General features: G+C 64.4%; 16 protein-coding genes. 4 read left to right on the top strand and 12 right to left on the bottom strand.

Translation table 11 applies throughout. The features are described 5' to 3' along the window. Positions 1-33: 33 nt before the first annotated feature. Positions 34-774, top strand: coding sequence for a pyridoxine 5'-phosphate synthase (pdxJ, locus tag J7573_RS05020; protein WP_294326564.1), 741 nt, complete (start codon positions 34-36; stop codon positions 772-774). A gap of 142 nt (positions 775-916) precedes the next feature. Here pdxJ and J7573_RS05015 read toward each other — a convergent pair whose 3' ends face one another. Then, positions 917-2299: a heavy metal sensor histidine kinase gene (locus J7573_RS05015; RefSeq protein ID WP_294326562.1), complete on the bottom strand. Its 1383-nt coding sequence runs from the start codon at positions 2297-2299 to the stop codon at positions 917-919. Further along, on the bottom strand, positions 2296-2970 hold the full coding sequence (locus J7573_RS05010) for a heavy metal response regulator transcription factor (protein ID WP_294326560.1): 675 nt from the start codon (positions 2968-2970) through the stop codon (positions 2296-2298). Before J7573_RS05010 ends, J7573_RS05015 begins: the two co-directional genes overlap by 4 nt. Positions 2971-3211: 241 nt before the next feature. Between J7573_RS05010 and J7573_RS05005 the strand changes: the two genes are divergently transcribed. Next, the gene (locus J7573_RS05005) at positions 3212-3415 is read left to right on the top strand and encodes a hypothetical protein (RefSeq protein WP_103449372.1); all 204 of its coding nucleotides are present in this window, start codon (positions 3212-3214) and stop codon (positions 3413-3415) included. Between the two features lie 70 nt (positions 3416-3485). Here the strand turns inward: J7573_RS05005 and cmoB are convergent, their stop codons facing one another. From cmoB to J7573_RS04970, 7 genes are all read right to left on the bottom strand, one after another. Further along, a complete protein-coding gene (cmoB, locus tag J7573_RS05000) occupies positions 3486-4442 on the bottom strand; it encodes a tRNA 5-methoxyuridine(34)/uridine 5-oxyacetic acid(34) synthase CmoB (protein WP_294326553.1) in 957 nt (318 codons plus the stop codon). After that, a complete protein-coding gene (cmoA, locus tag J7573_RS04995) occupies positions 4439-5182 on the bottom strand; it encodes a carboxy-S-adenosyl-L-methionine synthase CmoA (protein WP_294326552.1) in 744 nt (247 codons plus the stop codon). The genes cmoB and cmoA overlap by 4 nt, the downstream gene beginning before the upstream one ends. Positions 5183-5271: 89 nt before the next feature. Beyond that, entirely contained in the window at positions 5272-5664 is a 393-nt protein-coding gene (locus tag J7573_RS04990) for a protease inhibitor I42 family protein (RefSeq protein WP_294326550.1), read from the bottom strand. Between the two features lie 170 nt (positions 5665-5834). Then, the gene (gene lon / locus J7573_RS04985; RefSeq protein WP_294326548.1) at positions 5835-8255 is read right to left on the bottom strand and encodes an endopeptidase La; all 2421 of its coding nucleotides are present in this window, start codon (positions 8253-8255) and stop codon (positions 5835-5837) included. Between the two features lie 225 nt (positions 8256-8480). Continuing rightward, a complete protein-coding gene (locus J7573_RS04980) occupies positions 8481-10892 on the bottom strand; it encodes a glucose/quinate/shikimate family membrane-bound PQQ-dependent dehydrogenase (RefSeq protein WP_294326546.1) in 2412 nt (803 codons plus the stop codon). A 42-nt stretch (positions 10893-10934) separates the two neighbouring features. Further along, entirely contained in the window at positions 10935-12281 is a 1347-nt protein-coding gene (locus J7573_RS04975; protein WP_294326544.1) for a carbohydrate porin, read from the bottom strand. Between the two features lie 302 nt (positions 12282-12583). After that, complete coding sequence (locus tag J7573_RS04970; protein WP_294326542.1) at positions 12584-14629, bottom strand: TonB-dependent receptor; 2046 nt, start codon at positions 14627-14629, stop codon at positions 12584-12586. 165 nt (positions 14630-14794) lie between these two features. Here J7573_RS04970 and J7573_RS04965 point away from each other — a divergent pair, with 165 nt between their 5' ends. Together J7573_RS04965 and J7573_RS04960 are read left to right on the top strand one after the other, a co-directional pair. Beyond that, positions 14795-15016, top strand: coding sequence for a VF530 family protein (locus J7573_RS04965; protein WP_023378991.1), 222 nt, complete (start codon positions 14795-14797; stop codon positions 15014-15016). A 1-nt stretch (position 15017) separates the two neighbouring features. Continuing rightward, positions 15018-15653 carry a Pr6Pr family membrane protein gene (locus J7573_RS04960; protein ID WP_294326538.1) on the top strand — a complete coding sequence of 212 codons (636 nt, stop codon included), beginning with the start codon at positions 15018-15020 and terminating at the stop codon, positions 15651-15653. A 120-nt stretch (positions 15654-15773) separates the two neighbouring features. Here J7573_RS04960 and J7573_RS04955 read toward each other — a convergent pair whose 3' ends face one another. The 3 genes from J7573_RS04955 to J7573_RS04945 form a co-directional block, all read right to left on the bottom strand. After that, entirely contained in the window at positions 15774-16532 is a 759-nt protein-coding gene (locus tag J7573_RS04955) for a siderophore-interacting protein (protein ID WP_294326537.1), read from the bottom strand. Next, positions 16525-17070, bottom strand: a complete 546-nt coding sequence (locus J7573_RS04950; protein WP_294326535.1) for a PadR family transcriptional regulator — start codon at positions 17068-17070, stop codon at positions 16525-16527. The genes J7573_RS04955 and J7573_RS04950 overlap by 8 nt, the downstream gene beginning before the upstream one ends. Before the next feature lie 86 nt (positions 17071-17156). Next, complete coding sequence (locus J7573_RS04945; protein WP_294326534.1) at positions 17157-20294, bottom strand: transglycosylase domain-containing protein; 3138 nt, start codon at positions 20292-20294, stop codon at positions 17157-17159. Positions 20295-20469 lie beyond the last annotated feature (175 nt).

Genomic DNA, 20469 nt, shown 5'->3' with positions numbered 1-20469 from the left:
TGCTGTGTGGCTCAAACTTCAGGAGAGCGTTTCGTGACTCACAGCAACCGCATGCTTCTCGGCGTCAACATCGACCACGTGGCAACCCTGCGCCAGGCCCGCGGCACCCGCTACCCTGACCCGGTCAAGGCTGCGCTGGATGCCGAGGAAGCGGGCGCCGACGGTATCACCGTGCACCTGCGTGAAGACCGCCGGCACATCCAGGAGCGCGACGTGGTGGTGCTCAAGGACGTGCTGCAGACGCGCATGAACTTCGAAATGGGCATCACCGAAGAGATGATGGCCTTTGCCGAAAAGATCCGCCCGGCGCATATCTGCCTGGTTCCCGAAACCCGCCAGGAGCTGACCACCGAAGGTGGCCTGGACGTGGCCGGCCAGGAGGCACGGATCAAGGCGGCGGTCGAGCGCCTGTCGCGTACCGGTGCTGAAGTGTCGCTGTTCATCGATCCTGACGAGCGGCAGATCGAGGCTTCGCGCCGTGTCGGTGCCCCCGCCGTCGAGCTGCACACCGGGCGTTATGCCGATGCCGAAACACCGACCGAAGTGGCCGAGGAACTGCAGCGCATCGTCGATGGCGTGGCGTTTGGCGTGGGCCAGGGGCTGATCGTCAATGCCGGGCATGGACTGCACTATCACAACGTCGAGGCGGTGGCGGCGATCAAGGGGATCAATGAGCTGAACATTGGCCATGCGCTGGTGGCGCATGCGCTGTTCGTCGGCTTCAAGGCCGCTGTGGCCGAGATGAAGGCGTTGATCGTCGCGGCTTCGCGCTGATGCGTTGATTGCCTGCTCCGGCCTCTTCGCGGCGGTTCGACGCCTCGATAAACCCGCTCCCACAGGTACGGCGCCTGCCTCAAGGTTTTTACAACCCTTGTGGGAGCGGGTTCACCCGCGAAGAGGCCGGAACAGGTATCCATCACTCAGCCCGAAACACCAAGGTAAACCGGGTTGGCCCTGAAAGGGTGCTGTTCACCTCGACCCGACCCCCATGCAACTGCATGATCGACTTCACGATCGCCAGCCCCAGCCCTGTCCCACCCTCCAGCCGCGAACGCCCCGACCCCACCCGGTAAAAGCGCTCGAACAACTGAGGCCAATGTTCTTCGGCAATCCCCGGCCCCTGGTTCTCCACCCACATCAGCACTTCGCTGCCCTGACGCTCGATGCCCAGCTCCACCGCTTGCCCTTCAGGCCCATGGCGAATCGCATTGCTCAACAGATTCGACAGCGCCCGCTGGAACATCAAGCGGTCTGCCAGCGCTGTCCCCCAGCCCTGCAAGGGCAGCTCGATACCCTTCAGCTCGGCACTGAAGGCAAACAGCTCGCTTACCTGCGCCGCTTCATCCGCCAAGGCCAGCGGCTTGAGCGTCACTTGCGCCTGGGGCTGGCTGACCTGGGCGAGGAACAGCATGTCGTTAATGATGCGGTTGAGCCGGGTCAGTTCCTCGATGCTGTCTTCCAGCACCTCCCGGTAGTTCGCGCTATCACGCTCGCGGGCCAGGGTGACCTGGGCTTTGCCCATCAGGTTGCCCAACGGGGTACGCAGTTCGTGGGCCAGGTCGTCGGAGAACTGCGACAGCTGGCGCACACCCTGATCCAGGCGGTCGAGCATCACATTGATACTGCGCGCCAGTTCTGCCAGCTCCAGCGGTAACCCGGTGGCGGGCAGGCGGTGTTGCAGGTCCTGGGTGGAGACCTGCCCAGCGATGCGGCGGAAGTGGCGCAGTGGCCTCAGGCCTCGTTGCATCAACCACCAGGCGCCAGCGCCGATCAGCAGCAACAGCACCGGCAAGGCCAGCAGGGTCGAATGCAGATAGGCCTGAAGCAGGGCATGGTCGTCGGCGCGGTTGAGCGACATCATCACCCGCACCGGGGTGTCGTCACGCAGGCGCATCTGCCGGGTCACGGTGAGGATCTGGTTGCCGCTGCTGTCGCGCCATTCGTGGTAGTTCAGCCGTGAATCGGTATGCAATTCGCCAACCCGGGACTCCAGCGCAGGGCCGAGACTGAGCAGGTGCGGGTGACGGCCCTCAAGGGCCAGTACGCTCAGGCTCAGGTTGTCGTGGCCCATGACCAGGTCGAGCAACGGGTGGGCGCGGTTGCCAAGGTCCTCGCTGCGCAGGTCGACCCGCAAGTTATGCTCCACCTGCAACATCTTGCGCGCCAGGTCCTTGCGGGCGCGGCTGTCCAGTTCGTGGTCGAGGGCGAACACCGCCAGGCAGGCGAGCAGCAAGACCAGGGCGGCGCCCATCAGGGTCATGCCCAGGCCCAGGCGCAGTGACAGGCTGGCGTGCTTCACACGCGGGCCTCGAGGACATAACCGACGCCGCGCAGGGTGTGGATCAGCTTGTCGTCGAACGGGTCGTCGATCTTCGCCCGCAGGCGGCGGATCGAGACCTCGACCACATTGGTGTCGCAATCGAAGTTCATGTCCCACACCAGCGAGATGATCTGCGTACGCGACAGCACCTCGCCGCTCTGGCGCATCAGCAGGTGGAGCAGGGCGAATTCCTTGGCAGTCAGGTCGATACGCTTGCCGGCCCGGTAGGCGCGGTGGCGGCCGGGGTCCAGCTCCAGGTCGGCGACGCGCAGGGTGCTCGGTTGCAGTTGCTGGTCGTTGCGGCGCAGCAGGCTGCGAATACGGGCCAGCAACTCGGGGAATTCGAACGGTTTGAGCAGGTAGTCGTCAGCGCCCAGGTCCAGGCCTTTGACACGGTCTGACAGGCGGCCATGGGCGGTCAGCATCATGATCCGCGTGGCCGACTCGGCGCGCAGGCGCTGCAGCACCGTCCAGCCGTCCAGTTCGGGCAGGTTGACGTCGAGGATGATCAGGTCGTAGGGCTGCTGGCGCGCCAGGTGCAGGCCGTCGGTGCCGGTGTGGGCGCAGTCGACCACGTAGCCGTTTTCGCGCAGGCCTTGTTGCAGGTAGTCGGCGGTACGCAGTTCGTCCTCGATGATCAGTAGGCGCATGGGCGGGCTCGGTAGGCTGGAAAGGGCAGGATTCTCAAGCCTGTAGGGGCTTCAGGGTCAAGCGGCAGGATGTTACGGCATGCGAACGGTCCGTCGGCGCAGATAACGGATTTGTAATCCTGGTGTTATCTGGCTGTCTGCCAGGGCCACATTGCAAGACTGTAATGCCCGCCTCACCTTGGCGTTAGCTGCCGGTGGATACGATTGCCCTGTCTGATCGGTTATCAACGAGGCAAGCATCATGAACCTGAGCAAATACCTGCTGCTGGCGACCCTCGCCCTGGGCAGCGCCAGTGTCTACGCCGAAGGCGGCGCCGAACGTTCCCAGCAGTTCTGGCAAGCGTTCCGCCAGGATCAGGAGCGCCTGCACGGCGACAAGCAACAGGCGGTCGCCGAGCGCGAGCGCAAGGCGCAGGAGAAGGCCCGCGAGGTGGCCAAGGACTGAGGCAACAGCAGCTGTGCCGGCACTGCTCCCCGGCACAGGTGTGATTCGGGCGTCCACATGGACGCCTTTTTTATTTGCGCGCCAGCAGGGTGGCGCGGCGCGGGGCGGGCAAGCCTTCGATAGTCCTGCTGTGGTCGTTCGGGTCGAGGAAGTCGCCCAGCGACTGATAGCGCATCCATTCGGTGCTGCGCTGTTCCTCGACGCTGGTGACGCTCAAGTCGACGCAGCGCACATCGGTGAAACCGGCACGGCGCAACCAGCGCTCCAGGGCCGGTACCGACGGCAGGTACCAGACGTTGCGCATCTGTGCGTAACGGTCTTCGGGCACCAGCACCTGGTTTTCGTCGCCCTCGATCACCAGGGTTTCCAGCACCAGCTCGCCACCTTTGACCAGGCAGTCCTTGAGCGCCAGCAGGTGCTCTATGGGCGAGCGGCGGTGGTAGAACACGCCCATGGAGAACACCGTGTCGAAGCCTTCGAGGTTGGCCGGCAGCTCTTCCAGGGCGAACGGCAGGTGCCAGGCAGGCAGGTCGGGCAGGTATTGCTGTACAGCCTGGAACTGGCAGAAGAAAAGCCAGTTGGGGTCGACGCCGATGACCATGTCGGCGCCGGCACCGAGCATGCGCCACTGGTAGTAACCGTTGCCGCAGCCGACATCGAGCACGCGCTTGCCCTTGAGGTCGAGGTGCGGGCCGACCCGCGACCATTTCCAGTCCGAGCGCCATTCGGTGTCGACATGCACGCCGAACAGGTCGAACGGCCCTTTGCGCCAGGGCGACAGGCCCATCAGCGCCTGGCGCATCTGCGCGCGGGTGGCGTCATCGCATTCGCAATCCAGGCGCAGGCCGTCAGTCAGGTCGATTTCGCTGGGCTGCAGGGCCGGCAGCGCGTCGAGCGCGCCGCGCCAGCGGTCGAGGTCGCCGTGGCCTTTGTCCAGCTTGGCTTCCAGTTGTGCTTGCAGGCCCTGGGACCAGGAAGCCAGGGGTGTGCCCGCCAGGCGGCGGACGAGGGGGGACAGATCAATCATGGCAGGGCTATCAGCGAGGCAAAATTGAGGCATTGGAACCACGGCACCACCTTGGTGAAACCGGCCGCGTGCAGGCGTTCCTTGTGGGCTTCCAGGGTGTCGGGCTTCATCACGTTCTCGATGGCACTGCGCTTCTGGGCGATTTCCAGTTCGCTGTAGCCATTGGCCCGCTTGAAGTCCAGGTGCAGTTCGTTGAGCAGCGACTGTTCCGCGTCATCGGCAAACCGCAGCTTCTCCGAGAGGATCAGCGCGCCACCGGGTAGCAGTGCCTGGCGAATCTGGCCGAGCAGTGCCAAGCGTTGTTCCGGGGCAATGAACTGCAGGGTGAAGTTCATCGCCACCACCGAGGCCGGTTCGAAGGGCAGGGTGAGGATGTCGGCTTCCAGCACGTCGACCGGCAGCAGTTCCTGGAACATCGAGTCCTGGGCGGTGAGGTACTGGCGGCAACGCTCGACCATGGCGGCGGAGTTGTCCACCGCGATCACCCGGCAGCCGTCGCTGCGCACATGGCGGCGCAGCGACTGGGTGACGGCACCCAGGGAGGCGCCCAGGTCGTACAGCGCAGTGTTCGGCTGGGCGAAACGGGCGGCCAGCACGCCGAGGTTTTCGACGATGGTCGGGTAACCGGGCACCGAGCGCTTGATCATGTCCGGGAACACGCGCACCACGTCTTCGTTGAACACGAAGTCGGGGACTTGCTCCAGAGGTTGGGCGAAAAGGCGGTCGGGCTGTTTGCTCACGGTGAATCCAGGCGGCTGACGATAGGCAGGGCCGGCATTCTAGCCAAACCGCGGGCAGGATGCATGGTTGGCTGACCAGCGCTGCCCGTTCAATTGACCCGGATGGCGCAATCGAAGGTCTGTACCGGGCGCACTTCCGGCGCCCAGGGCTGCTGATAGACCAGCACCAGGTGGCCTTCACCGGCGGTGCGTGCCTGGAAGCGCCAGGTCGAGATGCCCGAGCTGCCGACGATACCGGCGTCCTCGGGGGCACTGTAGACCTCCGGGCCCAGGCTTTGCAGCACGTTGGATGCAGGGTTCTGCACCAGCCAGCGGTAGCCGGTGGTGGGGTTGCTAGGCAAAGTCAGGGTGAGGCTCTGGCCGACCTGCAGGCGCTTGGGGCATTCGCTTTCGGCGTCCAGTTCGATGGTTTGCCTGGGCTGTTGGGCGCAGGCGGCGAGCAGGGCGAGGCTCAGGGGAACGAGCAGACGAGGGGCGGTCATGGTGGCTCCGAAGACTGGCGATGGCCTGAGGATACCCGATGATCGAGGGATTTTGTGTTGCCAGTGCCGGCCTCTTCGCGGCTAAAGCCGCTTCCACAGGTACAGCACAGCGCTCGAAAACTGTGATTTCCCTGTGGGAGCGGCTTTAGCCGCGAAGAGGCCGGTAAAGGTCAGAACAGGACTTTGGCGACGTCAGCGAAGCGCTTGGCGAAATGCACGGTCAGGCCTTCGCGCAGGTAGTCCGGCAGTTCTTCGTAGTCACCGCGATTGGGCTCGGGCAGGATCAGTTCGAAGATCTTCTGCCGCCGCGCCGCGATCACTTTTTCACGCACGCCGCCAATCGGCAGCACCTGGCCGGTCAGGGTCAGTTCGCCGGTCATGGCAACGCCCTTTTTCGGCGCCTGGTCACGGGCCAGGGACAGCAGGGCGCTGGCCATGGTCACCCCGGCACTGGGGCCATCCTTGGGCGTGGCGCCCTCGGGCACGTGCAAGTGGATGAAGGCTTCGTTGAAATAGCCAGGTGTGCCACCGAATTGCTTGAGGTTCGAGCTGATGTAGCTGTAGGCGATCTCCGCCGACTCTTTCATCACGTCACCCAACTGCCCGGTGAGCTTCAGCCCACGGCTGAGGCTGTGGATGTGGGTGGCCTCGATCGGCAGGGTCGCGCCGCCCATGCTGGTCCAGGCCAGGCCGGTAATCACGCCTTTGCCTGCCAGCACTTGCTCGCTGCGGAACACCGGCATGCCCAGGGCGGGCTCGAGGTCCTTGTTGCCGATCTTGAGCTTGGCGTCCGGGTCTTCCAGCAGCTTGACCACGGCCTTGCGCACCAGCTTGCCCAGCTGTTTCTCCAGCTGGCGCACCCCGGCTTCACGGGCGTAGCCCTCGATCACCGTGCGCAGGGCGCTGTCGCTGATGCTCAGGCTGGTCTTGGCCACGCCGGCCTTGTCCAGCTGCTTGGGCCACAGGTGGCGCTTGGCGATGGCCAGCTTCTCTTCGGTGATGTAGCCGGACAGGCGAATCACCTCCATGCGGTCGAGCAGCGGCCCGGGGATCGAGTCGAGGGTGTTGGCCGTGCACACGAACAGCACCTTGGACAGGTCCAGGCGCAGGTCCAGGTAGTGGTCGAGGAAATCGACGTTCTGCTCCGGGTCGAGGGTTTCCAGCAGCGCCGAGGCCGGGTCGCCCTGGTAGCTCTGGCCCATCTTGTCGATCTCGTCGAGCATGATCACCGGGTTCATCACTTCGACTTCCTTCAGCGCCTGCACCAGCTTGCCCGGCTGGGCACCGATGTAGGTGCGGCGGTGGCCCTTGATCTCGGCCTCGTCGCGCATGCCGCCGACGCTGAAGCGGTAGAACGGCCGGCCGAGGGACTCGGCGATGGACTTGCCGATGCTGGTCTTGCCCACCCCGGGCGGGCCCACCAGCAGTACGATCGAGCCGCTGATCTCGCCCTTCCAGGCGCCGACGGCGAGGAATTCGAGGATGCGCTCCTTGATGTCATCCAGGCCGGCGTGGTGCTGGTCGAGCACCTTGCGCGCATGCTTGAGGTCGAGCTTGTCCTTGCCGTACACGCCCCAGGGCAGGGCGGTGGCCCATTCCAGGTAATTGCGGGTAACGGCGTATTCGGGCGAACCGGTCTCGAGGATGGCCAGCTTGCTCATTTCTTCGTCGATGCGCTTTTTCGCCTGCTCGGGCAAGGTCTTGTCGGCAAGGCGCTGCTCGAACTGTTCAAGGTCGGCGCTGCGGTCGTCCTTGGTCAGGCCCAGCTCCTGCTGGATGACCTTGAGCTGCTCCTTGAGAAAGAACTCGCGCTGGTGCTCGCCGATCTGCCGGTTGACCTCGGCGGAAATCTCGTTCTGCAGGCGCGCGACCTCGACCTCCTTGCGCAGCATTGGCAGGACCTTTTCCATGCGCTTGAGCATGGGCACGCAGTCGAGTACTTCCTGCAGCTGGTTGCCGGTGGCGGAGGTGAGCGCGGCGGCGAAGTCGGTGAGGGGCGACGGGTCATTGGGGCTGAAGCGGTTGAGGTAGTTCTTCAGTTCTTCGCTGTACAGCGGGTTGAGCGGCAGCAGCTCCTTGATCGCATTGATCAGCGCCATGCCGTAGGCCTTGACCTCGTCGGTCGGCTCGGCCGGCTGGCGCGGGTACTCGACCTCGACCAGGTACGGCGGGCGATGGTGCTTGAGCCAGGTGCGGATGCGCACCCGGGTCAGGCCCTGGGCGACGAACTGCAATTTGCCGTTTTCGCGGCTGGCATGGTGCACCTTGACCAGGGTGCCGTACTCCGGCAGGGCCGAGGTGTCGAAATGACGATGGTCTTCCGGCGGGGTGTCCATGAAGAACAGGGCCAGCGAGTGGTGTTCGGTCTTGGCCACCAAGTCGAGGGTTTCGGCCCAGGGCTCTTCGTTGACGATCACCGGCAGCACTTGCGCGGGGAAGAACGGGCGATTGTGGATCGGGATCACGTAGACTTTGTCCGGCAGTTGCTGGCCGGGCAGGGCGAGGGCGTGGCCGGTATCGGCCTGGGGGTCGGGCTGTTCGATTGCGCTGTGTTCGTCGGGTTGTTCCGGGAAATCCTGCTGGTCGCTCATGGGGCACCTGCGTGAATGACTATGGTGCTTAGATGGGGCGGGGGGGGATGGGTTTCAATGGTAGACGAAGGGCGCAGGGGGAGGGTTTCATCTTCAGTCTTTGCCAGCCTCTTCGCGGGCAAGCCCGCTCCCACAGCTACTGCACAGTCCTCAAAGACTATGATTTCCCTGTGGGAGCGGGCTTGCCCGCGAAGGCGGCGGTGAAGCCACCGCCGCAGCTGAAGCTTACTCAGCCAATTTGTAAGCGATGATGTAATCGCCCATTTTCGTGCCCAGTGAGCCATGGCCGCCGGCGACGATCAGGACGTACTGCTTGCCGTCCTTGCCGGTATAGGTCATCGGCGTGGCCTGGCCACCCGCTGGCAGGCGGGCCTTCCACAGTTCCTTGCCGTTGTTCACGTCATAGGCGCGCAGGTACTGGTCGAGGGTACCGCTGAGGAAGCCGACGCCACCGGCGGTGACGATCGAACCGCCCATGCTCGGTACGCCTACCGGCATGCCGACCGGCACCGGCGTGCTGTCACGGGTCGTGCCGTTCTTGCGCTTCCACACCACCTTGTTGGTGAACAGGTCGATGGCCGCCACATAACCCCAGGCGGGTGCCTGGCAGGGGATGCCGATCGGCGACATGAACGGGTGCATGATTACCGCGTACGGCGCGCCAGTGTTCGGCTGCACACCGCTGGTCTCGCTTTCGCGCTTGCTGCCGGCGGCCACCTGCTCGCGCGGCACCATCTTCGACACGAAGGCCATGTAGTTGGGCGAGGTGAACAGCAGCTGGCGCACCGGGTCGACCGACACGCTGCCCCAGTTGAACACGCCGACGTTGCCCGGGTAGATCAGGCTGCCCTGTTCGGACGGCGGGGTGTACTGGCCTTCGTAGCGCAGCTCGCGGAACTGGATACGGCACAGCATCTGGTCGAACGGCGTGGCGCCCCACATGGCCTGTTCGGTCAGTTCAGGACCCAGCAGGTTGAGGTCGGAGCGGGCCTGGGTCGGTGCGGTGTGGTCACCCTTGACCGCGCCCTGCGGGACCGGGATCTCGCGAATCGGCACGATCGGCGTGCCGTCGCGGCGGTCGAGCACGTACAGGCTGCCCTGCTTGGTCGGCACGATGATCGCCGGCTTCACATCGTCCTTGGTCTTCAGGTGCACCAGGGTCGGCTGGCTGCCAACGTCCATGTCCCACAGGTCGTGGTGAGTGAACTGGTAGTTCCAGCGGGCCTTGCCGGTGGCCAGGTCCAGGGCGACCACGCCGGCGCTGTACTTCTCGGCGCCCGGGGTGCGGTCGGCGCCCCACTGGTCAGGGGTCTGGTTGCCCAGCGGCAGGTAGACCATCCCCAGGTCTTCGTCGACGCTGGCCAGCGACCACATGTTGGCCGAGTTGCGGCTGTACATCTTGCCTGGGGCCAGCGGCTTGGTGTCGTCCGGGTTGTTGCTGTCCCAGTTCCACACCAGGTGGCCGTCGTGCACGTCGTAGGCGCGGATCACGCCGGACGGTTCGTTGGTCGACTCGTTGTCGGTCACATGGCCGCCGATGATCACCAGGCTGCGGGTGATCGCTACCGGCGAGGTGGAGTAGTAGCCACCGGCAGTGAACGGGCCGATGCCGGTGGTCAGGTCGATCGCGCCCTGGTTGGCGAAGCCTTCGCAGACCTTGCCGTTGTCGGCGTTGATGGCGATCAGGCGGGCGTCGGCGGTCGGCAGGTAGAGGCGGCGTGGGCAGGCCTGGGCCACGGCCTGGCCGGCGTCGGACACCTTCGGTGCCGGGCTGCCGTCGCGGCTGACGTAGCTGTTCTCGTCATAGTACGAGACGCCGCGGCAGGTCATGTGGGCGAAGCCCTTGAAGGTGCCGACCGGGGTCTTGATCTGTGGGTCGTAGCGCCAGATCTCGGCACCGGTGTCCGGGTCCAGGGCCAGCACCTTGCTGTGGGCGGTACAGGCATAGAGCATGCCGTTGGCCTTCAGCGGGGTGTTTTCGTTGGTCAGCTCGACAGGATCGTTGTCGGTCGGCAGGTCGCCGGTACGGATGCGCCAGGCTTCTTCCAGGCGGTAGGCGTTCTGCGGGGTGATCTGGCGCAGCGGCGAATAGCGGTCGCCGTGCTCGGTGCGGCCATAGGCCTGCCAGTCGCCATCCGGCATGGCCGGTGCGGCGCTGCCCATTTCGCTATTGTCGCGGCCCAGTTCGCCGAACACTTCACCCGGGTGGGTGAACTGGCTGCCCAGGGCACAGGCGCCCGAAGCCAGCACGGCAACGCTCAGCAGCGCGGTGTTGGCCTTGGCGGCAGGGCCGGTCAGCGGGCGACGGGCCCACGGCAACAGCAGCACCACGCCGATGGCGAACCAGATGGCCAGGCGCGGCACCAGTTGCCACCAGTCCAGGCCCACTTCGAGCATGGCCCATACCGTGCTGCCCAGCAGCACCAGGCCATACAGGCCCAGGGCAATGCGGCGCTTGGCCAGCAGCAGGGCGCCCGACAGGGCAAAGCCGATACCGGCAATCAGGTAGTACAGCGATCCGCCCAGCTGGCTCAGCTTGATGCCGCCGGCCAGCAGGGCCAGGCCCATCAGCAACAGCAGCACGCCCATCAGGCGTGGCAGCCAGCGGGTTCCTTGGTTGGCACCGTCAGTGCTCATCGTAGGTTCTCCCTTTAGTGAAGGTGGTCAGTGTGAAAGTGATCAGAACGTGCTTTGAATCTTCAGGCCGCCGATCAGCGCGCTGTCGACCTGCGACACCCCGCCCGGATGGCGGATGTATTGCAGGTTCGGGCGCACCGTGAGCCAGTCGGCCAGGTGAATGCCGTAATAGAGTTCGGCGCTGTACTCGGTGTCTTGCACCGGCAGGTAGCCCGGGTTGTCGTAGTCGTCGAGGCCGGCCACCTGATTGGCCAGGCGGGCGTTCTTGCGGTAGGCCGGGTTGGCGTGCACGCGGGCGACGGCGAAGCCGATGTCGTCCTTGGCGCGGGCGTCGAAGGGGCCTTTGTAAACCAGTCCAGCTTGAACATAGTTGTCGATGACATTGGTCTTCTTGTCGTGCACCGTGGCGTTGGCGAACAGGCTCAGGCCGCGCGACTGGTCGGATGCCAGCGAGGTGACCTGCTGCTGGGCCCCGAGCCACATGCCGTGCTTGCTCGAACTGCTGCGGTAGGCGGCGCCACTGAGGGCGGCCGGCTGGCCGTTGCTGTCCTTGAGAACATCCTGTGCCTTGGCATTACTGTAGTAGTAGCCGGCGCGATATTCCCCTTTCAGGCCATTCAGGCGTGGGCTCCACACCAGTTCGACCGGCATGACCGCGCCCTGGGTGCCGCTGCCGCTGAGCTTGAAGCCGTTGCCCGATTCGAGGTTGGACGGGTTCTGCTCATACACGCCAACCTGGGCGTACAGCTCAGGGTTGAGGTTGTAGCGAACGCGCATGGCCCACTGGCTGACCGGCCAGTTGTACCAGATGCCGCCGACCCAGTTGCCCACCTGCGAGCCGCAGAAGGCCAGGTTCTGGAAGTCGCAGGGGAAGCTGTTGAAATCCTCGCCTTCACCGAAACGGCCGACCTTCACGTCCAGTGCACCGTCGAAGTATTTCTGCTTGATCCACATTTGCGTCAGCCGCCAGGTTTCGCCACGGCCCCAGACTTCCTGGGCCGAGGTGAAGCCGCCGACCCGTGGGTCGTTGATGCGGTCGTTGCTGATGTTGTCGCCGTGGCGCTCGGTGACGGTCAGCTGGAACTCGGTGTCGTTCCAGCCGAGGATCTTCTCCAGGTCCAGGTGGCTGCCGAAGGTGAACTGGTCGCTGTAGCGTGCCGTGCGGTCGTGGTCGTAGCCGCCGTGCAGGTTGCTGCCCATCTCGCCGGTGTAGCCGAGGGTGAAGTCGTAGCCTTTCTCCAGCAGCTCGGTACGGGTGCCACCCCAGTCGCCGAACATCCATGGGGAGTCCTTGGCGAAGGGTTCGCTGGCGCTGGCCGTGTTCGGCAGGCTGGCGGTGAGGGCAATGAGGGCAAAGCCGGTGTAGCGGGTCTTGGGCAGTTGGAACATGAGATAGCGCTATCTTTTGATTATTGAGCAAACGGCAAGCGCACCGAGGAGCGGGCTCTTCGATGGAAGTGGCAATGGGGAATGCTGGGTGAAGCGATTCAGCTTGCGGCGGGGAGGATATAGGGGAAGTTGTAAGAAAAAAAGACAAAATGTCGCAGTTGATTGTTGCTGATCCAGTAACAAAGCCATGTTGCCATGGCCTGTGGGAGCAGGTTTCCCTGCGAATGCGATGCCAGGGCAAATGCCGCATTCGCGGCGGTTCGGCGCCCCGATGAACCCGCTCCCACAGGGACGGCGTCAGGTCAGAACGTTGTGCGCAGCCCGATTTCCACGCTACGCCCCGGCGCTGGCGCGATATCCCGCAGGATCGAACTCGCGTAGCGCACGGTCTGGTCGGTCAGGTTCTCGCCGCGCACGAAGGCCAGCCACTGGCTCTGGCCGATGTCGAAGCGGTAACCGACGCTGGCCCCGAGCGTGGTGTAGCCATCGGTGCTGGTCTCATTCTCAGGCTTGCGGTGCTGCGATGCGGCATGTTGCACTTCGACCCGTGCCTGCCAGCGGTCCAGTTCCCAGACCAGGCCACTGTTCAGCCGCAGCGGGGCAATGCGCGGCAACGGCTCGCCGCTGTCGAGGTTCTTGGCCCGGGTGTAGTCGCCGGACAACTCCAGTGCGAAGCTGCCATAGCGGTTCTCGAGCAGTTGCCAGCGGTCCTGCGCCTCGATGCCGTAGAAACGCGCACGCACGCCCTGGTACTGGTACTCGGGGAAGCCGCCATCGTCATGATCGTGGTCGTGATCATCTTCGTCATGGTCGTGGTCATGGCCTTCACGCAGGTTGCCCGTGCCGATCAGGCCGATGTAGTTGCGGAAGTGGCTGTAGAACACCCCGACGCTGCCTTTGTGGGTGCCATTGTCGAAGCGCAGAGCCAGGTCGGCGGAAATGGCCTTTTCCTTGTTCAGGCTGGCATCACCGACTTCGTACGCGCCGGTGGCGACGTGGGCGCCGTTGGCATAGAGCTCGTAGAACGTCGGGGCGCGTTCGGTGTAGCCGAGATTGGCCGCCAGCGACCAGATCGGGTCGAGCTGGTATACCGCGCCCGAGGACAGGCTGAAGGCGTTGAAGCTGCTGGCGCTGTCGGCGTCGACGAAGTTCTCGTTGCCCTTGGCATCGGGGTCGACGCGGGTGTGTTCCAGGCGTGCGCCGAGGCTCAGGTTCAGGCGCTCGGTGGCCTGCCACTGCTCGAGCATGAACAGCGCCAGGCTGTCGGTGTCGGTGTGCGGGACGAAGGCTTCCTCGCCCAGCGCCGAAAACTCGTTGCGGCTGACCTGTGCGCCAATCACGCCTTCGAGCGGACCGAGCGGCTGATGACGGGCTTCGATGCGGGCTTCGTAGCCCTTGTTCTTGAAGGTGGTGTGTACTTCGCCTTCTTCGATCTCGCTGTGCTCGTAGTCGGTGTAGCCCGCATCGACCTTGACCGAGCTGAACGGGCCGTCCAGGTCACGCAGCTCCGAGGCAAAGGCGTAGTGGTCCTGCTTCATGTCCAGGCGCACGCCGGACTCGGCCACCGAGCCGTAGTTGCTGTCGTAGCGGCTGTAGGACAGGCCGGCATAGCCATGCTCCCAGTTGTAGGAACCGCCGATCGCGCCACCGTCCTGGCGGCCGTCGCTGTTTTCCAGGCGGTGGCGACTGCCAGGCGCGTCGGGGTCACGGACCTTGGCGCTCTGCGCGTAGCCGGGAATGCGCAGGTCGTTGAACTGGCGGCTGTTGGCATCCAGGTGCAAGGCGAAACTGCCGTCACCGGCTTCCAGCTTGCCTGCACTGCTGCGGGTGGTATCGGCACCGCCATAGCGCAGTTCGCCAGCACCGTGGATGCCCTCGATCGGCGAGTCGGGGATGCGGTTGTCGAAGGTGTTGATCACGCCGCCGATGGCATTGCCGCCGTACAGCAGGGCGGCCGGGCCGCGGACGATTTCCACGCGCTCGACCGTGACCGGGTCCAGCGGCACGGCGTGGTCATAGGACAGCGACGAGGCATCCAGGGCACCCACGCCATTGCGCAGGATGCGTATGCGGTCGCCATCCAGGCCGCGAATCACCGGGCGGCTGGCACCAGGGCCGAACCAGGTGGAAGCCACGCCGGGTTGCTTGTTCAGGGTTTCACCGAGGCTGCCGTGCTGCTGTTGCAGCAGGTCGTCACCTTCAAGCACGGTGCTGGGGGCAGCCAGTTGACGGTTGCCCAGTGGATTGGCGGTGATGACCTGGGGTTCCAGTTCCACGGCTTGGCTGGGTGATGACGCGAGCCACAGGGCGACAGCGAGGGGGGAGAGGCGGAGCGGGATGTGCAGCATGGGGATGAGGCGTTCCTTGGCAGATGCTTTTGTGTTGTTACAATATAACATTGCTATTTCAGCACAGAGCTTTTGCCCCTGGCCAGTGGTTTTTCCGCAGACAACACGGATCCCACCCGCCACTACACTCGTGTAAGGTGCGCATCTTTCCTACGGAGCACTGGCATGAGCACGGCCCAACACAACGCGCTGCACGGCAAGACCCTCGAACAGATCCTCACCGAACTGGTGGCGCACTACCAATGGCAGGGCCTGGCCGAACGCGTTGATGTGCGCTGCTTCAAAAGCAACCCGAGCATCAAGTCGAGCCTGACCTTCCTGCGCAAGACGCCCTGGGCGCGGGAGAAGGTCGAGCAGTTGTACGTGAAGCTGCAGCGCCAGGCCTGACATGCCACGGCGCCCCTGGCTGACGTCGATGGCGTTGCTTGGCTGGTTCGGCCTCACGGTGCAGGTCTACCTGGTGCTGCTGGCGCGCTGGCAGGAGCAAGCCAGCCTGATTGGCGGGCTGATCAATGTGTTCGGTTACTTCACGGTGCTGACCAATACCCTGGTGGCGACGGTGCTCAGCTATGCGGCTTTTGGCCGGGAGTCGGCGGCCAGACGCTGGTTTCTGTCGCCATCGGTGAGTTCTGCGGTGGCGGCCAGCATCGTGCTGGTGGCGTTGGCTTACAGCGTGCTGCTGCGCCACCTGTGGCAGCCCGAAGGCTGGGAGTGGCTGGCGGATGAACTGTTGCACGATGTGATGCCGGTGCTGTTCGCCTTGTACTGGTGGTTCGAGGTGCCCAAGGGCTGCCTGCGGCTCTGGCACCTGGTGGTATGGGCGCTGTACCCAGCGGTGTATTTCGTCTATGCGCTGTGGCGGGGGAGTGAGATCGGGGCGTATGCCTACCCGTTCATCGATGTGGCGACCCTGGGGTATGGGCAGGTGATGCTCAATGCCCTGGGGGTGTTGGCGGGGTTCTGGGGGATTGGCCTGGTGTTGCTGGGGCTGGATCGGTGGCGGGGAAGGTACAGATTGGCTTGACCTGCACCGGCCTTTTCGCGGGCATGCCCGCTCCCACAGGAACACTGTAGCCCTCAAGGTTTGCGCAGTACCTGTGGGAGCGGGCGTGCCCGCGAAGAGGCCGGTGCAGGAGAGAGCAAATCACTCGTCGTCCGCGGTCCCGTCGGCACGCCAGTAAGCGGCCGCCTTGAGGGCATCCTCGGCCACGCCCTTCTCCAGCAGCAGCGCCTTGGTCAGCCGGGTCAGCGACTTCTCCAGCGCCACCCAGCTGTACAGCTTGCCTTCCGGCAATGCCAGATCCTTGAGCAACGCCAACAGGTCCTCATCCCGCTTGACCCAGATGACTTCGACCTGCGCCGCACTCGGCAGCGGCTGGCGTTCCTGTTCATCCTCGATCTGGATCACTGTCAGCACCCGCCGCCCCGCCGGGAGTTCTTCCAGTCGCCGGCCAATCGCCGGGATCGCCGTTTCGTCACCCACCAGCAGGTAGCTGTCGAAGATATCCGGCACCACCATCGAAGCCCGTGGCCCGGCGATGTCCAGCGTCTGCCCCGGTGCCGCCTGGGCCGCCCAGGTCGAAGCTGGGCCGTCGCCGTGCAGCACGAAATCGATGTCCAGTTCGTTGGCCACCAGGTCGATACGGCGCGGCGTGTACTCGCGCATGGTCGGCCGGGCGCCGCCGTCACGGCCCAGGTTGCGGGCGTCGATGGCCTGCTGCTGCTCGGCTGTTTCAGCGAACAGCAACTTGATGTGGTCGTCACTGCCCAGGCTGGTGAAGCCCTGCAGCTCGGCGCCTCCAAGGGTGATGCGGCGCATGCGCGGGGTGAGCTCGGTGACCCGCAGCACCTGCAGGCGACGTTGGCGAATTTCGTGGTTGACGCGGTGAATGGTGTCACTCATGGGGATTCTCCCTGACTGGATCGGCCGGCCCGGAGGCGATGGCCTTGGCAGTGTCGTTGAGCAGGTTGCGCACCCGTTCGATTTCTTCCGGCGTCCAGCGGCCGCTGTGCATGTGCAGGGCATGGCGCAGGTTGCCGACCGCCTCGTGGATTTCTGGCGGGCGGTCGTGGCCGCGCAGGGCGCGCTTGCTGACTTCGATGCGCATGCGCACGCCATCCAGGGCGACGGCCTGATCGGCCAGCGCGTTACGGCCGGCAGCGGTAATGGCGTACAGGCGTTTGCTGCCGTGCACCTGGCCACTGATCAACTCGGCTTCTTCGAGGAAATTGAGGGTGGGGTAGATCACGCCGGGGCTCGGCGTGTAGCTGCCGTCGAACAGGTTCTCGATCTGGCGGATCAGGTCATAGCCATGGCCCGGTTGTTCGGCCAGCATCGACAGCATCAGCAGCTTGAGGTCGCCCGGGGCGAAAACCCGTGGGCCACGCTCGCCCCGGGCGGGGCGGCGTTCAAAAGGGTCATGTGCGGAATGGTCACGCATTTAGAGGCTCCCTGTGTTTCGATATATCGCAAGATATTACTCAAGATATATCTAAACACAAGCCTCTAAATGCCGATGATTATCATCTACGTTTTAGATGAATCGTCGCCATGCATGGCAACCTGCGGTGGTTTGCACTCGTTCGGGTTACCTGGCTGCAAGTACGGCATCAGGATCGGCGCCATGCCCTTGAGCACCTGCACCGGCAGCGCCGAGGTGAACTTGAAGGCTTCCGCCGAGCGCCCAGGGACGAAGGCGGTCAGGGTGCCGAAGTGGTTTTCACCGAGGAAGAACACGAAGGTGGCAGTACGGTTGAGCGAGCGTGAGCCAATCAGCCGGCCACCAGCGCCGAAGCTTTCGATACGGTTGTCGCCGGTGCCGGTCTTGCCGCCCATCACCAGCGGCGTGCCATCCTTGAGCTTGAAGCTGCCGGAGATGCGCCGCGCGGTACCGGCATCGACCACTTGCGACATGGCCCCTTTCAGCGCCCGCGCCACTTCCACCGGCAGAATCCGCACACCCCGGTCCGGGTCGCTGACCAGCTTGGTCTCGTAGGGCGTATTGGCGGCAAAATGCAGGGTGTCGATGCGCAGCGTCGGCAGGCGCACGCCGTCGTTCTGGATGATGCCGACCAGTTCCGACAGCGCGGCCGGGCGGTCGCCGGAACTGCCGATGGCGGTGGCCAGCGACGGCACCAGATGGTCGAACGGGTAGCCCACGCGTTTCCAGCGTTGATGGATATCGAGGAACGCTTCGATCTCGACCATGGTGCGGATGCGGCTGTCACGCGCACCCTGGTGGCGGCTCTTGAACAGCCAGCTGTAGACCTCCTGGCGCTCGAAATGGCTGGCGTTGACCATCTCGGTGAGCGTGGAGCTCGGGTGCTTCAACAGGTAGCCCAGCAGCCACAGGTCCAGCGGGTGGACCTTGGCGATGTAGCCCTGGTCGGGCAGGTCGTACTTGCCGGGGCCGTAGGCTTCGTACATCTCCGCCAGCTTGCCGTCGGTGAGTTTGCCCAGGGCGATCTTGTCATCCTTGCTGTGGGCACGGACGAAGGCATTGAAGGTCTCCTGGCCCGCTTCGGGGAACAGGTAGCGGTGCACCGCCGCCAGGCGCTGCGGGGTGGCGCGCATGCTGTCGAGGAAGGTGTCCAGGCGCTGCTGTGAGGTCTTGCGCTGGTACTTCTTCCAGAAGCGCATCAGGTAGCTGGTGCCTTCCTTGTCGGCGAAGCGGGCCAGGTATTCCTGGCGGCGCGGGTCGGAGTCATCCTTGAGCAGCGGCACGCGGTTGAACGGCTGCTGGTAGGTGACGTAGCGCACCAGGTCGCGCATCAGGCGGATGAACGGCAGGTTGATCGATTCGCGCAGGGCATCCTTGAGGGTCGGGTTGCGGTTGTTGTCTTCCTTGCGGAAGTTGTTGAACACGTGCATGCCGCCGCCGGTGAAGAAGGCCTCGCCGGTGTTGGCCGAGTACTTGCGCTCCAGCGCCGCATCGAGCATGGCATCCAGGCTCTGGTTCTTGCTGTTCTGTGCCAGCCATTCCAGCGACCACTGGGTGATGCGGTCGAGCTCGGCGACTTCGACTTTCTTCAACTCGGCGGCAGGTTTGCCGGCGTACTTGTCGTGCAGCTCGGCGATGATCTCCAGGTAAGTCGTGAGCACGCGCAGCTTGGCGGTCGAGCCCAGTTCCAGCTTGCTGCCTTCGTTGATATCGAAAGGCTGGTTGGTGCTGTCGGTCTGCACACGGACCCGCGAACCATCGGCGGTGCGCTCGAACAAGGTGAAGCTGTAGCTCACCTGGTCGGTGGTCTTGGAGGTGAGCAGGCGTTCGCCGATCAGGCCGATCTGCGCCGCGAACTCGGGGTCGGCAAGGTTTTTCAGGTACTGGCTGACCTGCAGCTGCAGGTCGGCTTGCAGGGTGCTGGTGGCTGACACATCGAGGCGGTCGAGGTCATACAGTGGGCGGTTGAGCATCGCCGCCAGGCGGTTGCGGGCCAGGCTGATGCCTTTGTTGGTGATGATCGGCACGATGGTCGGCTGGGCGACCCAGTCGCGGTACACCGCCTTGCTGGCCAGCGCCGCATCGGCCAGCGGTTGCTCGATGATCTTGGCGGCCGCCAGCACGCGAATGTGCGAGTCGGTGAGCTCGGCAAGCTCGACGCGGCCCTTGGACAGGTAATGCGAAGGGCGGCGCTGGGCGATCATCAGCGACAGCACCTGGCGCAGGGCCAGGCCGCGCGCGGCCATGCTGTCCGAGTCCGTGGCGGTAGAGGTCAGCGCCTGGTTGACCTGGTCGAAATCGGCGCCGTACCACACCCGCAGGCCCTCGGCCATGCCATGCACCTCGCCATGCCCGGGCACGGCCGACAGTGGCACGCTGTTGAGGTAGTCACGCACGATCCGGTGGCGCGCTTCGCTGGTGTCGGGGCCACCCTGGTAGGCGCGCACGCTGGCCGAGATCATCTGGCGGATCTTCTCGGCACCATTGACGGTCAGGCCATCCGGCGAATGGCGGTACTTCTCCAGCTGGGTGGCGAGGGTGCTGCCACCCGCCGACTGGCCGGGCAGGGCCAGGTACTTGGCCACCTGGCTGTACGCGGCCTTGGCAAAGCGCGGCCAGTCCACGGCCGGGTTGTTCTTCACGTCCTGGGTATCGAGCAGGTCGCGGTTTTCGATGAACAACAGGCTGTTAACCATCACCGGCGGGATGGAGGCGAAATCCGGGTACAGGTGCTGCGGGTAGTTGTACTGGTACAGCGTGTCGCCGCGGCAGTCGGTGATCGACAGGCCGGCCTGGATCTTCTCGATGTAGGGGGCGAACAGACCGTGCTCGACGTAGCTCATCAGGGCAGGGGAGAACTGCACCTGTTCGCTGATCAGGTAATCGCGTTTCAGCAGGCGTGGCAGAAACTCGCCCAGCCCGCTGTAGCCCAGGCGCTTGTCGAACGGCCCGTCGCCCGGATAGACGATCGCATCGCTCGGCCCTGGCTGCAGCGAATAGGTGAGGGTGGTGGCCAGCTTGCTGAATTCGCGCGATTGCAGGTTGGAAGTGCGGAACTCGTCGTAGGCGGCGAAACCGAGGGCAATCAGTGCCACCAGCAGGATCAGGAAAATCAGCCGCCACCAGAGCCTGCGCTGACGTGGGGACTGCGGTTGTGGCGTCTTGTCCGGAGGTGCTTCAGATGCTTCCGTTCTGGTTGGTTCCGATTGCCACAGTGCGCCCATAGTCTTCAATCCGGCCAGGTGTTTTCGTCTTGCTTGTCTGAAGCTTAGACGTTGGCAGGAACAGGTGAAAAATTTGTAGGAAGTCGAGAAAAGTGGCGTAGGGCTATGCGGCTTTGGTGTGGGTTTATTCCTGCGGCGTTGTTGTTAGGGTGGCAGTGGAACTGGGGGTGGCGCA

It is taken from the genome of Pseudomonas sp. (assembly GCF_017744435.1).
Taxonomy (GTDB): domain Bacteria; phylum Pseudomonadota; class Gammaproteobacteria; order Pseudomonadales; family Pseudomonadaceae; genus Aquipseudomonas.
The sequence above is the reverse complement of the archived record's forward strand: the minus strand, read 5'-3'. Positions and strand labels throughout refer to the sequence as shown.